The organism is Rhizobium sp. ZX09, from assembly GCF_017357485.1.
GTDB lineage: Bacteria > Pseudomonadota > Alphaproteobacteria > Rhizobiales > Rhizobiaceae > Agrobacterium > Agrobacterium pusense.
The window spans coordinates 1834206-1849631 of the sequence record NZ_CP031364.1 but is presented as its reverse complement, the minus strand read 5'-3'; the positions used below and the strand labels follow the sequence as shown (position 1 = coordinate 1849631).

Genomic DNA, 15426 nt, shown 5'->3' with positions numbered 1-15426 from the left:
GCGCGCGGTCCGGGAAAAGCTGATCCGACAGCTTTGTCCTAGCGGTTGTCCGGCGCCGGCACCGACACGGACAACAGGGCGCGCCACACGCAATCCTAACGATCTGCGCAGGCTCTCGTTCCATGAAATCAGGCTGGGAGGATGAATGGCCGAGCGTGGATGGCCGACCTAGAGATGGACGGCAGCGAGCGCCACGCGCTGCCGCGCCTTCCTCAAACGGTATATTTCTTCCGGGTGGTTGTGCCCGCGGCCTGTGCCGGCGCCACATCCGGCTTGCCAAAGAGATAGCCCTGGGCCTGCGCGCATCCTTCATCGACGACCATGCGATATTGCGCATCGGTTTCGATTCCTTCCGCCGTTACCGGCAGATCGAGGCTGCGTCCAAGGCCGATAACCGCGCGCACGATGGCGCGGGCATTGTCGTCATCGCTCATGGCGGCAATGAAGCTGCGGTCGATCTTGATCTTGTCGAAAGGGAAGCTCTGCAGGTTGCTGAGCGAAGAATAACCCGTACCGAAATCGTCCATGACAATGGCAACGCCAAGCGCCTTGAGCTGGGTCAGAATTGTCAGCGTCGCCTTGCGGTCTTTCAGCAGAGCAGCTTCGGTGATCTCCAGTTCCAGCCGGTTCGGCGAAAGGCCGGTTTGCATCAGGATCGTACAGACGACATGGCCCAGATTGGCAAGGGAAAATTGCAGCGGCGAGACATTGACCGCGATTTTCAGATGCGGCGCCCAGGTGTTCGCCTGACGGCAGGCCTCGCGCAGCACCCATTCGCCGAGCGAGATGATGATACCACTTTCCTCGGCAATCGGGATGAACACGTCTGGAGGCACCACGCCTCTCGTGGGATGCTGCCAGCGCACCAGCGCCTCATAACCGACGACCTCACCGCATTCGACGGAAAGGACCGGCTGGTAATTCAGCACGAGCTCATCACGATTGATTGCCAGCCTCAAATCCGTCTCGAGCTGGCGACGCTCGCGCGCCTCCTGATCCATCAGTGGGTCATAAAAGGCCAATATGCCACGGCCGCCCATCTTGGCGCGATAAAGCGCGAGATCGGCGGCATGCAGGATACTCTCGTCATCCTTTCCGTCGCGCGGAAAGACGGCAATACCGATGCTGACACCGACGGCGGTCGGATCGTTGGCGGCATTCATTTTGAGGGCGAACATGGCGAGGATCGTCTCGGCAAGCAGGCGCGCTTCTTCCGCCTTGGTATGCCGCGCGGTCAGAATGACGAACTCATCACCACCGAGCCGGGCGACCACATCGCCAGATCTCGCGCATTCATCGAGAATCGCCGCGACTTTCTTGAGTACCCTGTCGCCTTCGGCGTGGCCGAATATATCGTTGACCGCCTTGAAGCGGTCAAGGTCGAGCGCCAGCAGCGCAAATTCGTCCCCCTCGCCGCAATGTTCGATCTGCTGGCGCAGCCGCGTCTGGAACATGGTGCGATTGGAAAGGCCGGTCAGCACATCGTGGCGGGCAAGATATTCGATCTCCCGCTGCGCCTCACGCTTCTCCGTCAGGTCGCGGATGGCCATGACCTCGCAGGGACGACCTCGGTATTCGATGGTGCGCACGGCGAGTTCGAACACCTGCGCGCGGTCGGCGCGCTCACGTATGGCCTCTACGGGCGCATTACGGGGTACATAGACGGGTTGCCCATCCGTGGCCCGGAAAAGTTCGTCGGGATTCTTTCCGACCAGCGACGTTTCATCGCGCCCCAGCAGGCCTGCGAAACGCGTATTCAGCTCGACGATGCGGCCATCGCGCACGACCGCAAGACCGTCCAGTGTCGCGTCGACGAGACCCTTGAGGTCGACGAGATACCGGTCCACGAGCGCCGCGGTTGCGGTTGCGGAAAGGATCAGGAACGTCACGCTGGAAACCGCGCCGATCATGATCAGCCGGCCGAGATTGTCGGGGTCTGGTCCGGAAATGGACGGGTCGGGCGAAAGAACGGTGGCCGACACGGCAGTGAAATGCAGTGCGCAGATTGCAAGGATCGACGCGGCGGCGGGAAAAACGATGCGCTTCCAGGAGCCGAGGCGGTGAAACAGCCAGGAGGACAGAAGAAAAAACGTCCAGGCGACGGCAAAACCGCCAAGAACAGCCCCCCAATCGTAGCTGACCGTGGCGGCGACATCTATTCCCGCCATTCCGACGAAATGCATGACGGCAACGGAGAGCGTCACCAGGGTGGCGGCGATGACCGGGCCGAAAATTGCCTGCGGGCGGGCGGTAAGCGCCAGCCAGAAGCCGAGTACGGCAAGAACCGCCGAAAGCGCGGTGAAGGAAAAATCGAAGCCGATGGGAACAGTGCCCTTATAGGCAAGCATGGCGACAAAATGGGTGGCCCAGACGCTGAGCCCCGCCGCGAAGGCGGCAACCAGGATCCAATAGGGCTTTCGGCTGGAGGGACTTTCCTCAGCGCGCAACAAGAGGTGAAAAAAGGCGAGCATTCCCAGCAGACAGATCAATGCCGCAAGAAGCACGATCTCCCGATCGTGTTGGACGGCAACGCATTCCAGCACCGTGAACATGATGCACTCTCCCAGCCTCTGAAGAACCGCTCACGATGGCACTATGAAAGTGGTTTATTTATAAATATCTAATGCAACTATTGATAATGGCCTCTTCTCGACCAGAATCCTGAGTAGAGTCCGGGCCGGTGTGCCAGGCTGTAACGCTTTTGGCAAACCGACCCGACGGTAAAAAGGAAAACCCTTTATTTCCAGCTTTGATAATCCGCAGCGGCGCAGCCAAACGGAGCCCGGCCGTCAGAGGAGCGTTCTTGCAGGCGAGCGCAGCCCCACTCGTTGAGTGCCGCCGGCAGCATGTTGTTGATGTCCATGCCGGGGGAGTTGAATTGCGACGGAGCGCTTGTGACATACCACAGCCAGTAGCCCATCACCGCCACGATGATGACGGCGAGAATGGCGACGAAAGTCCCGAGCCTACGCAAGAGGCCGGGTCCCTTGTTCATCGACGCGGCCTGGGCGGCGGCAGCCTCCTGCGTCTCGTGCGCGACCATCGGGGCAAGCGATGCGAGAGCTTCCGCGCGCTCCTGTTCCGTCAGGTCGATCCGCTCCAGCTGATCGTCAAGCAGGACAGGCAAGGCGCCGTTACCATGCAGGACCGCAAGCGCCACATCCTGTTTGCCGGTATTGCCGATGACAACGGGAATGCGACCCCGTTCCAGATGCGTGAAGGATTGCCGCTTGGTTTTATCGTCTCTGACCGTATCGGCATAGGTCACGAAAAGACGGCTGCGTTTTTCGGCAACGGCCGTCAGCGCCACCGGAATAACGGTCAAGGGCGCCGGCTTGCGCAGCTGCAGGCGGACCCGCAGCATGCGGACAAGTGTGAACAGCATGGCGAGACTACCGAAACCAAGCAGAAAGACAAACACGCCGAGTGTGATGATACGGTTCCAGAGCATGTCCAGACCCAGCGAAATCGTTGCGAGTTCCGGGTTCTTCGCGGAGATGACCAGCCCGGTTTCGTAATCGCCGGAATGGAGATCGACGAACATGACCTCGACATCCTTCTTGTAGCTCACGCCCGCATGGTCGTAGGAAAGATCGGCCTTGCAGGTCGTGAAGATCGCCTTGCGTGTCTTGCAGCTGCCGCTGATATCGCCGTTTTCAATCTCCAGCGGATCCTGGCTGATCTTGTAGTCACGCACAACGCCCGGGCCTTCGGCTACCAGCATGACAATCGTGATTACGAAAAGCACGGGAACGGAGAAATAATAGGCTGCCGGCACCGAAATGACGCCACGTTTGAGGCTGAGTGGCCGAGACGGAAGTTTTATCTGTGCAAGGTTCATTGTCGTCAACGCATTCTTCGGGAGGTAGGTGAGCGGAGTTCGCGACTCTCGCCCGACGGAAGGAAAAGTTGCCGCACGGTCTAAACCGATGAAGTCCTTGAGGAAACCCCCTGAAATTACGGGATGGTGCGCGGCTATCTCCCGTCCCGGCGCTGTATTCCTGGTCAACGTGCGGGAGAAGACTCTGGCGCATTGGCCCAGTCACGCATAAAAACGGGCGGTAAAACCGCCCGTCACCTGTTTCGCAAACTATGCTTTGCCGTCAGTCCTTCGTGACCTTTTCAAGCCGGGTCGTCTGGCTGGGGTGGCCCACATAATCCTTGACGCGTGCATTCAGCACGATCGGCTCGAATCTTTCGAACATCGGCAGCACCGCAGGCTTCTGCGCGACGAACATTTCCTGCATCTGGGTGTAGATTTCCCCGCGCTTCTTGGCATCAGGCTCGAGTGACGCCTTTGCCGTGAGCGCGGTCAGTTCCGGAATATCCCAGGCCGAGCGCCAGACGAAATTGCCGGCGTTGTTGGCGGCAAGCGAGTTGTCCGGGTTGCTGGAGAACTGCTCCATCGAGCCCAGAACATTCGGCATGTAGGCTCCGGTCTGCGGAATGAGCAGATCAAAATCCCGCGCGCGGTGCGCGGCAATCACGTCCGAGCCGTTACCCTGCTGGATATTGACCTTGATACCAAGCTGGCTGAGCGTGGCCTGAATGGCAGTGGCGAGGTCGATGCGCGGCGTCTGCGCGATCGTCTTCAGATTGAGCGTGAAACCGTTCTCGTAGCCAGCCTCCTTGAGGAGTGCTTTTCCCTTCTCCACGTCGAGCTTCCAATCCGGGCTCGGAATGGCATACTCGAAATTCTCTGGTACCGGCACCGTGCGCGCCCGCCCGTAGGGACCCATGATGGTTTTTTCCATGCCCTTGTAGTCGATGCCGTAGGCGATCGCTTCGCGGACCTTGGGGTTGGACAGGGGCTCCTTGCCGGCATTCATGGACAGGACGTAAAAACCGCCCGTCGGCACACGCTGGATCTGGAAACCGTCCTTGTTGTTGAAGGTCGCAAGATCCGCAGCCGTCAGCGCGCTGGCGATGTCGATATCGCCGCGCTCCAGCATAAGGCGTTCAACCTGGCTTTCCGGCACATGCCGCACGATGACGCGGCGCATTTTGGGGCTGCCGGCCACATAGTCCTTATTCGCCTCCAGAATGATGATCTCATTCGGCGACCAGCGGTTGAGCGTGAACGGGCCGGAGCCGGCCGAATTCGTTCTCAGCCATGCATTCCCCCAGTCATCATTGACCTCGTGGGACTTCAGTTCCTTGCTGTCGACCACGCTGGCAATGACCATGGCGAGGCGATAGAGCAGCAATTCCGAAGTCGTTTCACCCGAAAGATCGACGCGAACCGTTTTTTCATCCGGAGCACTTACCAGCTTATCGATGTTGTCGGCATTGTAGCCCACGCGCTTGAGGTTCGCTGCGGCCGCCTGGTTCATCTTCAGAAGGCGGCTGAGCGAATAAACCACATCGGCCGAGGTCACCGGGTTACCGGAGGCGAAATTCGCCTCGCGAAGATGAAAGGTGATGCCTTTCTCATCCGTTTCCCAGCGCTCGGCGAGCTGCGGCGAAACCTTGCCGGAACCGTCCACCGAGATCAGGCGATCATAAAGATTGGCCATGATTTCGTTGGCTTTTGCCTCGGTGGCCTGATGGGGGTCGAGTGACAGCACCTGGGCCAGCGACGTGCCGATAACCAGCTGGTCGTTGGGGGTTTTGGCCGCGACGGCCGATCCCTGCACGAGCATAGCGCCAAGAACGGTGGTGAATGCGAGACGGATCAATGTTTTTTTCATACCTGCTCCTCCTACAGATCGGTAATTGATGTTCGGGAAAAGCCGCGACGCAGCGGGGCGTCGTGGGCCAAAACGGTCAAAGATGTTTGTTATCAAGTGCTTCGATCAAGGCTGCGATGTAGCCGTAGCAGAAGGCGAAAGCGACGCCGACGGGATCGCGTCCGGCGATCGTCGGCACATGGTCCGGCATGATCATGTAGCGATAACCGAGTTCGTGATAGAGTTTCAGCGAGCGCACCATGTCCATGTCCCCCTCATCGGGGAAAGTCTCCATGAAGGACAATTTCCCGCCGCTGATGTTGCGGAAGTGGACGTTGAAAATCTTGTCGCGGCTGCCGAACCAGCGGATGATGTCGTCGATCTCCTCGCGCGGATCATCAAGCATCTCGCCGATTGACCCCTGGCAGAAATTCAGGCCGTGATAGGGGCTCTCGCGCATCTGCACGAACTTCTTCAGCCCATCGACTGTTCCGAGCACACGGGTGACGCCCCTGTAGCCTGGCGGTGTATAGGGATCATGGGGGTGGCAGGCGAGACGCACCCTGTTGCTTTCGGCAACCGGCACGACCCGTTCGAGGAAGTAGTCGATGCGTTCCCAGTTCTCGTCTTCGGACAGAACGCCGGCGGGGCCAGGTGCGGCATCATGGTCCGCCTTGTCCCAGCGCCATGCCTCGTTGAGCGAACCGCCACGGCCGCGCTCCATCTCCGTTCGTGGAATGCCAATGAGGTTGAGATTGTATTTCGCGGCAGGAATTCCAGCCCTCGCGATGTTTTCGATCATCGTGCAGACGGCATCGATCTGCCGGTCGCGATCCGGGCCGGCAAGCAGGATATCGGGATATGACGCCTGCTCGATGGGCCGGGACGGCAACGGCAGTTGCACCATATCAAGGACAAGCCCAAAGCTTTCGACCTTGTCACGGTGGCGCTCGAAATCCTCGAAAGTCCAGCTTGCGGGTGCTCCGGGCGGATCCGCGCTGATGTTTTTGACGCCGAGCTGCGCCCAGACCTTGTAATCCTCGTCATCGCGCGCAGCAACCTGGGTGCCGACATACATCGATTCTCTCCTCTCTCCATGCAAGTCATCATATGACATCGCATGAAATAAGATGAGTGTCGAGATGCTATTGCGCCTCCGAGAGCAGCCTGTATCGCCGCTGGCTTGCCAGCATGTGTTCACGCATGGCTTTTCGGGCCGCATCGGGATCCTGCTCGACGATGGCGCGCAGGATCGCCTCGTGCTCGGCCTGGACTTTGCGAAGATAATTCGCGTCGCCAGTTTCAGGCAGCGTTGGGAACTGCCCACGCGGTATCGAGCGTGAACCGAACTGGCGCAATGCCTCCAGATAGAAGCGGTTATTGGTTGCGGTCGCGATGGCCGAATGGAATTCGTAATCCGCATCGACGGTTGATTCGCCAGCGTCGATGGCACGGGCCATTTTCCGGTGCGCCGCCGAGATTGCCGCTTCCTGCTGGGCCGTCCGGCGATAGGCTGCGATCGCCGCCGCCTCCCCTTCCGTTGCCAGGCGGAACTCCAGCATTTCCAGCGTCTCGGCAATGGTGCCAACTTCAGACTGCGTCAGTTTCACGCCGGCCCATTCACTGTCGCTACTGACAAAAACCCCCTTGCCCTGGATAGGGACGACGTAACCGGCAGAACGCAAATCGGCAATCGCTTCGCGGACCACCGTCCGGCTCACGCCATAAGCGCGTTCCAATTGCGGCTCCGTGGGAAGCTGGTCGCCATTTTTCAGTTTTCCACTGCGAATTTCTGCGCTGAGATTATCGATGATCTGTTGCGCCCGCCTCTCCCGCGGCCTCGCTTTGTCGCCAATCATGCCAGTCTTCCCTCTTGCAGAATACGAATCCCTTCGTTACTCATATGATGACGTGGCGGCACGTCATATGTTTTCATGTTAACTCAGGGAGGGGTTGGGATGAAGTACCATCAAGAGTTTTTACAAAAGAGAATTGCGCGTCTGCGGCGAGCAGCGTGCAAAGGGCCGGCCGCTGACGGATTTCTCTCAAGGAAGTGCGGCCAGCAATGACGGAGATTTCACTGCGCGGGCTTGGGCATCGTTTTCTGCAACTGATCGTCAGCCTCTTTATCCTGCTCTGCATCACCTTCATCATAGGCCGTGTGATGCCGACCGATCCGGTCGGAGCAATCGTCGGCGAGCTTGCCGATCCAAAAGCCTACGAGGCCATGAGGGCGCGGCTTGGCCTTGATCTGCCACTTTATCAGCAGTTCTTCATTTACTTGCGTGGTCTGCTGCATGGCGATTTCGGTATCGCGATCCTGACGGGCAATCCCGTGACGCGCGATCTGGCGCAGGCCTTCCCCGCAACCTTCGAACTCGCGACCCTGGCGATCATCATCTCGACGATCATCGGCGTTCCCCTCGGCCTTGCAGCAGCCCTGTTTCGCGATACGTTCATCGACAAGTTCGCGCGTGTCTTTGCGCTGGTTGGACATTCGATACCTGTCTTCTGGTTCGGCATCGTCGGGCTCGTCATTTTTTATGCCAGTCTCAATCTGGTCGGAGGGCCCGGCCGGGTGGACGTGTTCTACGAGGGTCTGGTGGAACCCAGAACCGGCCTGATGCTGGTCGACAGCCTGCTTGCGGGCGAGACGGAAATCTTCTGGAACGCGCTCGGACATATCATCCTGCCGGCCGTAATCCTTGCCTATATGGCCATGGCCTATATCACCCGCATGACGAGGGCCTTCACCCTCGAACAGCTGAGCCAGGACTACGTCATCGCGGCGCGGGCCAAAGGTGTCAGCCCCGCACGCACCATAACCCGCCATGTACTGCCCAATATCGCCGTGCAGCTCATCACCGTTCTGGCAATTTCCTACGGCAATCTGCTGGAAGGCGCCGTGGTGACCGAGATCGTCTTTTCCTGGCCGGGCATCGGCCAATACATGACCAATGCGCTGCTCATCGGCGACATGAATGCAATCCTCGCCGCCACGATCGTCATCGGCTTCATATTCATGTTGCTCAACTTCCTCGCCGATCTGGCCTACACCACGCTTGATCCCCGCACACGGGAGGCCGCACGATGACCGATATCGCGCAAAACAATACCGTCGATCGCCCCGGCGTCCTGTCGCGCCTGTCGACCACAACCGTGCGGACACTTAGGAAACTCGCAGACGAGCCACTTGGGATGTTCGGCTTCGCCATTCTGGCGGTTCTGGTTTTGGTCGCCATTTTCGCTCCGCTCATTGCGCCTTACGATCCTGCCCGCCAGGCGCTCGAAAACGCGCTTCAGCCGCCAAGCTGGGCGCATCTGGCCGGAACCGACGAATTTGGCCGCGATATTTTCAGCCGGCTCGTCTACGGCACCCGCATCACCATCCAGACCGTCCTGTCGGTCTCGGTCATCGTCGGTCCGATCGGCCTTGCGATTGGCGTCATGGCCGGTTTCTTCGGCGGGCGCACCGATGCCATCTTAATGCGCGCGACCGATATCGTCCTCTCCTTCCCCTCGCTCGTGCTCGCACTTGCCTTTGCGGCAGCGATGGGAGCCGGTCTCGGAACAGCGATCATCGCGATCTCGCTGACGGCGTGGCCACCGATTGCGCGTCTGGCCCGCGCGGAAGCACTGGTGGTGCGAAACACCGATTATGTGGCCGCCGCCCGCCTCTACGGTGCCTCGCCGCTGCGCATCCTGTTTCTCTATATCGCGCCGATGTGCATCCCCTCTGTCATCGTTCGCCTCACGCTGAACATGGCGGGCATCATCCTGACGGCTGCTTCGCTCGGCTTTCTCGGCCTCGGGGCGCAGCCGCCGCTGCCTGAATGGGGTGCGATGATCTCCAGCGGCCGCAAATTCATGCTCGATTACTGGTGGGTCGCCGTCATGCCCGGCATTGCCATCCTGCTGACGAGCCTTGCCTTCAACATCGCCGGCGATACGCTGCGCGACCTTCTGGATCCGCGTCATGCCCGTTCCTGACAGCACTCCCATACTCTCGGTACGCGACCTCAATGTCCGTTTTGGGCGCAATGCCATTTCCGCCGTTTCCAACGTCAATTTCGATGTCGGCCGCGAAAGGGTCGGTATCGTCGGTGAATCCGGTTCCGGCAAATCCACCACCGGCCGCGCCGCCATGCGCCTTTTGCCGAAGAGCGCGACCGTGACGGCGGAGAAAATGGATTTTCTCGGCGAACCGCTGCTCACAAAAACCGAACGGCAGATGGGCGCGATCCGCGGCAGCGAGATGGCGCTGATCATGCAGGACCCGCGCTATTCGCTGAACCCGGTGCTGCCCATCGGCAAACAGGTGGCGGAAGCCGCCGAACTGCATCTGGCGCTTACCGGCCAGGCGGCAAGGGCTGCTGCGCGCGACATGCTGCTGCGCGTGCGTATCAACGATCCCGACCGCGTCATGGCGCTTTATCCACACCAGATATCGGGCGGCATGGGGCAGCGGGTGATGATCGCCATGATGCTGCTCGCCAAGCCGAAGCTTGTCATCGCCGACGAACCCACCTCGGCCCTCGATGTCAGCGTGCGCAAGGATGTACTTCTGCTTCTGGACGAGATGGTGCGCGAGAACAATTCCGGCCTGATCCTCATCAGCCACGACATCCGCATGGTGGCGGCCTTCTGCGAACGCGTGCTGGTCATGTATGGCGGGCGCGTGGTGGAAACGCTGACGAAGCTTGAAGATGCGCAGCATCCCTATACGCGCGGCCTGATCGCGGCCATGCCCGATCCCCGCAATCCGGTCAGGCGTCTCAAGGTGTTGGATCGTCAGGCAATCGATGCGGAGGTGATGCGATGATCACGGTAGACAAGCTCGACGTCGTCTACGGCGCCAAGGAAAAACGTAACCACGTCGTACGCGGCGTCAGCCTTACGGTCAACAAAGGCGAAACCCTCGGAATCGTCGGCGAAAGCGGCTGCGGCAAATCGACCTTGCTGCGCTCGCTGGCAGGTCTGGAGGGTGGCTGGACCGGCTCGATAAGCTTTAATGGAAAACCGGTCGGCAAGACCCGCAGCCGCGACGAACTGAAACTGGCCCAGATGGTATTTCAGGATCCCTACGGTTCGCTGCATCCTCGCCACCGCATCGGTCGGGCACTGGCCGAGCCCATCCGCGCCATGGGGCTTGGCGACGGCTGGTCGAAGGTTCCCGCCGCCCTGCAACAGGTTGGCCTGCCTGCGCATTTTGCCGAGCGCTTCCCGCATGAACTTTCCGGCGGCCAGCGCCAGCGCGTGGCAATCGCCCGCGCGCTGATCCTCGAACCACCGATCCTGCTGCTCGATGAACCGACATCCGCGCTCGACGTTTCCATTCAGGCCGAAATCCTCAACCTTCTTGCCGACCAGCGCGAAGAACGCGATCTGACCTTTGTTCTCGTCAGCCATGATCTGGCTGTCATCGCCCATATGTGCGACCGCGTGCTGGTGATGCAGAACGGCGTTTTTGTGGATGAGCTAACCAGGGCCGACCTTGAAGCAGGCGTTACCCATGCCGCCTATTCAGGCGAGCTGTTCGAAAGCAGCTTTCTTTGAGATGATCGGTCGCGGAGATGGCTGAAGCGCGGCCGGACCTTTCTGGACGCGCGCCGGGGCTCAGTTCAGCCGATTGCCGTTTTCGTCCGAAAACAGATGAATGCCGTCCAAAGCCGGGGATATCCTTATCTCCTCGCCGACCGCCTGGCCTATGCGTTCGCGAAAAACGCCGAGCACCCGCGAACCACCCAGTGTCATGGTGACCTGCGTTTCCGATCCCAGCGGTTCGACGAGCAGGATCTCGGCCGGTACGCCCGAGGGATCAAGGGCGAGGTGCTCGGGTCGGATGCCATAAGTCGCCCCTTTTCCCGCAAGAGCGGCGGCAGCGGCCGGCAATGGCAAGACCACACCGCCAGTTTCAAAACCGGCTTGCGATATCACGCCGGGCAGAAAATTCATGGAAGGTGAGCCAATGAAGCCGGCAACGAACTGGTTTGCCGGACGGTCGTAAAGTTCGAGCGGCGTGCCGACCTGTTCGACACGGCCGCCGTTCAGCACGACCACCCTGTCAGCCATCGTCATCGCCTCCACCTGGTCATGCGTCACATAGATGGTGGTGGTCCTGAGTTTCTGATGCAAGGCCTTGATCTCGCCACGCATCACGACGCGCAGTTTGGCATCAAGGTTTGAGAGGGGCTCGTCGAACAGGAACACCTGCGGATTGCGAACGATGGCGCGACCCATTGCAACACGCTGGCGCTGACCGCCAGAGAGCTGGCGGGGATAACGGTCGAGCAATGCGGTGAGACCAAGGATATCCGCCGCCCAGTTCACCTTCTCGGCGATTTCCTGTTTGCTTGAGCCGCGATGCTCCAGCGAAAAGCCCATATTGGTTGCGACCGTCATATGCGGATAAAGTGCGTATGACTGGAACACCATGGCGATGTCGCGGTCCTTGGGATCGAGATCGTTGACGATCCGCTCGCCGATCTTGAGTTCGCCACCCGTGATCGTTTCGAGACCGGCGACCATCCGCAGCAGGGTCGACTTGCCGCAGCCGGAGGGTCCGACGAGGACGACAAATTCGCCATCCCTGATATCGAGATCGACGCCGTGAATGGTTTTTACCGCGCCATAGCTTTTGCGGATGTCGGACAGGGTTACATTAGCCATCGATTAAATCCGGTTTTTCAGCCCTTGAGGCCGGTATGGGCTAGGCCTTCGACGAACTGCTTCTGGGCAATCACGAAGACGATGAGCACGGGCAGCGCCGTCAGCGTCGCTGCGGCAAGCTGGATATTCCACATCGGTCCGCCATAGGCGTCGGTATATTGAGTCAGCGCCTGCGGCAGCGTGAACATCTCTGCGCTGGAGAGAAAGACGATGGGCTCAAGGAACAGGTTCCAGGAGTGCAGGAACGTGAAGATCGCGACCGAGGCCAGCGCCGGTTTTGCCAGCGGCAGCGCGATCTTGCGGAATATCTTGAAGCGCCCGAGACCATCGACACGCGCCGCCTCTTCGAGCTCGGCGGGCAGCGTCACGAAGAACTGCCGCATGACGAAAGTGGCAAAAACACTGGGCGCGCCGAAGATCGGAACAAGAATGAGCGGCCAGTGTGTGTTGACCATGCCCGCCTTCAGAAACATCTGAAACAGCGGCACGATCGTGACTTCCGACGGAATGAGCAGGCCAAGCAGCACGACCATGAAAATGAGATTTGCGCCCGGAAACCGGATCCGCGCAAAAGCATAGCCTGCCATGGACGATATGATCATCGTTCCTGCCGTCACGACAGCTGCGATATAGGCGGAATTCCAGTATTGCCGCACGAAAGGCTGCAACTCGAAGACCTTGGAATAGCTCGTCCAGTCCTGGTTTTGCGGGAAGAATTGCGGCGGGAAGGCGAAGATATCACTGATCGGCTTGATCGATGACGTCACCATCCACCAGGTCGGAAAGACGAACGGGATCAGGAGCACGCACAACACCCCGTAAAGAGCGACCTGCATGCGTGGGGAAAGGTCAGCTTTCATAAAAGACGATCCTCTTGCGCATCTGCCACTGGGCGAAGGTCAGTACGGCGACGATCACAAACAGCAGGATGGACAGCGTCGAGCCGTAGCCAAAGAAATGAAACTGGAAGGCCTGCTGATAGAGATAATAGACCAGCACCGTAGTCGAAAGACCCGGCCCTCCCTGGGTCAGAACGGCGATCTGCGCAAAAACCTGCAGCGAGCCAACAATCGTAATGATCGAGGTCAACAGCATCGTCGGACTGATCAGCGGCAGGGTAATGCGACGAAACTGCTTGAAGGCGGGCGCACCGTCGATGCGGGCCGCCTCGTAGAGTTCTTTCGGCACACCCTGAAGTGCCGCCAGAAACAGGATCATGTTAAGCCCGACATTCTTGAAGACCTGCACAACGATGACTGAAATCATCGCGGTCGTTTCCTCGCGCAGCCAGTTGGGGCCTTCGATGCCGGCCATCAGCAACATGCCGTTGATGCCGCCATTTTTCTGCAACAGGAACCCCCAGACGATCGTCCAGGCAACCAGCGACACGACGACCGGCGAGAAGAACAGCGTCCTGAATATCGCGATGCCAGCCAGTTTCTGGTTCAGCAATATGGCCAGAAGCAACGCCAGTGACAGGTTGAACACGACGAGCCCGGCCGAAAAAATCGCCGTCGCGCCAAGGACGTCGCGAAGATTGTCGTCCTCGACCAACATCCGGTAGTTCTGCGCACCCGTATAGGTGAAGGTGTTGGCGAGCACATTCCATTCATGCAGAGAATACCAGAACACCAGCCCGAGCGGGATCAGAACGAAGATGACGATGCCGATCAGCTGCGGGGCGATGAACAGGAAGCCCGCAAGGCTGTCGCGCCGCGCGATGGTCCAGAACGCCGGGGCCGGACGATCCTGAGTACGGGCAATATCCTGCGCGACAGCCATGGTTTTCTCCTCAGCGCTTCAAGAGCGGCCCGATCTGGCCGCAGATTTTTTGAAGCGCGCCGGCCACATCGGCCTGCGGCCGCCAGACGGCGTCGAGGTTCGAACGCACGATCTGCTGGATCTGGGCAAACCCGGTATGGCCGGGCATGACCTTGCCGGTCGAGATGCCGGAGATGACAACCTTTTCGATCTGCTCCTCGCTGAGCAGCGGGTTCGTCTTTTTCAGCACCTGCGCATTCAGCAAAGACTTGCGCGCTGAAGGGAAGAACTGGCTGAGTTTGGCGGAATTTTCCGGATTGGTCATGTAAGCCACGAATTGCGCCGCGGTCTCGGCATTCTTGCCTGATTGCATGACGCCGATACCCGCCTGGCCGATCAGCGCATAATCGCCCGCAGGGCCCTTCGGAAGAGGCACGAGGTCCCAGCCAAATGGCTTGTCCTTCGGCAGAAGCGAGGCACGGCTGATCTGAGTAATCGTCATCGCCGCATTGCCAGCAAAGAAATCGACCGTCTCGCCGGGGCCCGGAATGGCCTTCTTGTCGAAGATGGCGTCGTGGATGAACGAAATGGCGTCCGCCATCGGCTTTTCCGCCATGGTGCAGGTGGCGCCGTCAGCGCTCCAGGGTGAAGCCCCCCAGCCATTCCAGACGGAAGTGAGATATTGCCAGCTCTGGTAATTGAAATCGCGGACGACAAGCCCGCCCTTCCCGGTCTTGGCGACAGCCGACGCGGTTGCGATGGCGTTGTCCCACGTCCATTCGCCGGCAGCGATCATGTCAGCAGGGGTCTTGGCACCGGCAGCCTTGATGAGATCGTTATTGACGAAGACGGCGAAGGGCGAGGTCGAAAACGGATAGGCGTAAAGCGTACCGTCCTGCGACCAGCGTTCCGTGGCGCCGGCACCCACCTCCTCAAGATTATATCCCGGCGCAGCCTTCAGTGTGTCCGTCAGCGGGTAGAGCGCCCCGGACTTGACGAAATCATAAGCCGACGTCTCGAAAATCCAGGCCATGTCAGGTGCGTTGCCGCCCGCGATCTGTGTGGTGAGTGCAGTCGTGTAGGTATCGAAAGGCAGGGACTCATAAGTCACGCTGACATTTGGATGATCCTTCTTGAAACCGGCTGCGATCTCGTTGAAGAGCTTGAGATGCGCCTCGTTGGCGCTCCAGATCGTCATGCGCAGATTAACCGCATCCTGCGCAATCGCTGCCCCCGCAAGCGCAAACGAGCCGACCAGGGCAAGCGCACAGGCCGTGGATTTCAGTTTAAAATGATTGTTCATTCCCGGTCCTCCTCCAAAGATGGG

13 protein-coding genes are annotated in these 15426 nt (G+C 59.5%); 4 read left to right on the top strand and 9 right to left on the bottom strand.

Annotated features, from left to right (window positions below):
• Positions 1 to 212: 212 nt before the first annotated feature.
• From BTN45_RS23095 to BTN45_RS23075, 5 genes are all read right to left on the bottom strand, one after another.
• Positions 213 to 2552 (bottom strand): EAL domain-containing protein, encoded by a 2340-nt coding sequence (locus BTN45_RS23095; RefSeq protein ID WP_207591301.1) that lies wholly within the window; start codon positions 2550 to 2552, stop codon positions 213 to 215.
• A gap of 185 nt (positions 2553 to 2737) precedes the next feature.
• On the bottom strand, positions 2738 to 3841 hold the full coding sequence (locus BTN45_RS23090; protein WP_207591739.1) for a hypothetical protein: 1104 nt from the start codon (positions 3839 to 3841) through the stop codon (positions 2738 to 2740).
• Positions 3842 to 4103: 262 nt separating this feature from the next.
• On the bottom strand, positions 4104 to 5642 hold the full coding sequence (locus tag BTN45_RS23085) for an ABC transporter substrate-binding protein (protein WP_246751753.1): 1539 nt from the start codon (positions 5640 to 5642) through the stop codon (positions 4104 to 4106).
• A 124-nt stretch (positions 5643 to 5766) separates the two neighbouring features.
• Positions 5767 to 6747, bottom strand: coding sequence for a mannonate dehydratase (locus tag BTN45_RS23080; protein ID WP_207591298.1), 981 nt, complete (start codon positions 6745 to 6747; stop codon positions 5767 to 5769).
• 67 nt (positions 6748 to 6814) lie between these two features.
• Positions 6815 to 7528 carry a FadR/GntR family transcriptional regulator gene (locus tag BTN45_RS23075; protein ID WP_004444769.1) on the bottom strand — a complete coding sequence of 238 codons (714 nt, stop codon included), beginning with the start codon at positions 7526 to 7528 and terminating at the stop codon, positions 6815 to 6817.
• Positions 7529 to 7734: 206 nt separating this feature from the next.
• On the opposite strand from BTN45_RS23075, the gene BTN45_RS23070 reads away from it, so the two are divergent.
• From BTN45_RS23070 to BTN45_RS23055, 4 genes are read left to right on the top strand one after another with little or no spacing between them, the layout of a single operon-like run.
• Positions 7735 to 8763 carry an ABC transporter permease gene (locus tag BTN45_RS23070; protein WP_022563795.1) on the top strand — a complete coding sequence of 343 codons (1029 nt, stop codon included), beginning with the start codon at positions 7735 to 7737 and terminating at the stop codon, positions 8761 to 8763.
• On the top strand, positions 8760 to 9659 hold the full coding sequence (locus BTN45_RS23065) for an ABC transporter permease (RefSeq protein WP_034497999.1): 900 nt from the start codon (positions 8760 to 8762) through the stop codon (positions 9657 to 9659). Before BTN45_RS23070 ends, BTN45_RS23065 begins: the two co-directional genes overlap by 4 nt.
• Entirely contained in the window at positions 9646 to 10491 is an 846-nt protein-coding gene (locus BTN45_RS23060; protein WP_004444772.1) for an ABC transporter ATP-binding protein, read from the top strand. The genes BTN45_RS23065 and BTN45_RS23060 overlap by 14 nt, the downstream gene beginning before the upstream one ends.
• Entirely contained in the window at positions 10488 to 11225 is a 738-nt protein-coding gene (locus tag BTN45_RS23055) for an ABC transporter ATP-binding protein (RefSeq protein WP_207591297.1), read from the top strand. The genes BTN45_RS23060 and BTN45_RS23055 overlap by 4 nt, the downstream gene beginning before the upstream one ends.
• A gap of 60 nt (positions 11226 to 11285) precedes the next feature.
• Here BTN45_RS23055 and ugpC read toward each other — a convergent pair whose 3' ends face one another.
• The 4 genes from ugpC to BTN45_RS23035 are packed head-to-tail and all read right to left on the bottom strand — an operon-like array spanning position 11286 to position 15402.
• On the bottom strand, positions 11286 to 12338 hold the full coding sequence (gene ugpC, locus BTN45_RS23050) for a sn-glycerol-3-phosphate ABC transporter ATP-binding protein UgpC (RefSeq protein ID WP_207591296.1): 1053 nt from the start codon (positions 12336 to 12338) through the stop codon (positions 11286 to 11288).
• A gap of 17 nt (positions 12339 to 12355) precedes the next feature.
• A complete protein-coding gene (locus BTN45_RS23045) occupies positions 12356 to 13198 on the bottom strand; it encodes a carbohydrate ABC transporter permease (RefSeq protein WP_006697331.1) in 843 nt (280 codons plus the stop codon).
• Positions 13188 to 14120 (bottom strand): sugar ABC transporter permease, encoded by a 933-nt coding sequence (locus tag BTN45_RS23040; RefSeq protein WP_207591295.1) that lies wholly within the window; start codon positions 14118 to 14120, stop codon positions 13188 to 13190. The genes BTN45_RS23045 and BTN45_RS23040 overlap by 11 nt, the downstream gene beginning before the upstream one ends.
• A 10-nt stretch (positions 14121 to 14130) precedes the next feature.
• Positions 14131 to 15402 carry a sugar ABC transporter substrate-binding protein gene (locus BTN45_RS23035; RefSeq protein ID WP_207591294.1) on the bottom strand — a complete coding sequence of 424 codons (1272 nt, stop codon included), beginning with the start codon at positions 15400 to 15402 and terminating at the stop codon, positions 14131 to 14133.
• Between the last annotated feature and the right edge of the window lie 24 nt (positions 15403 to 15426).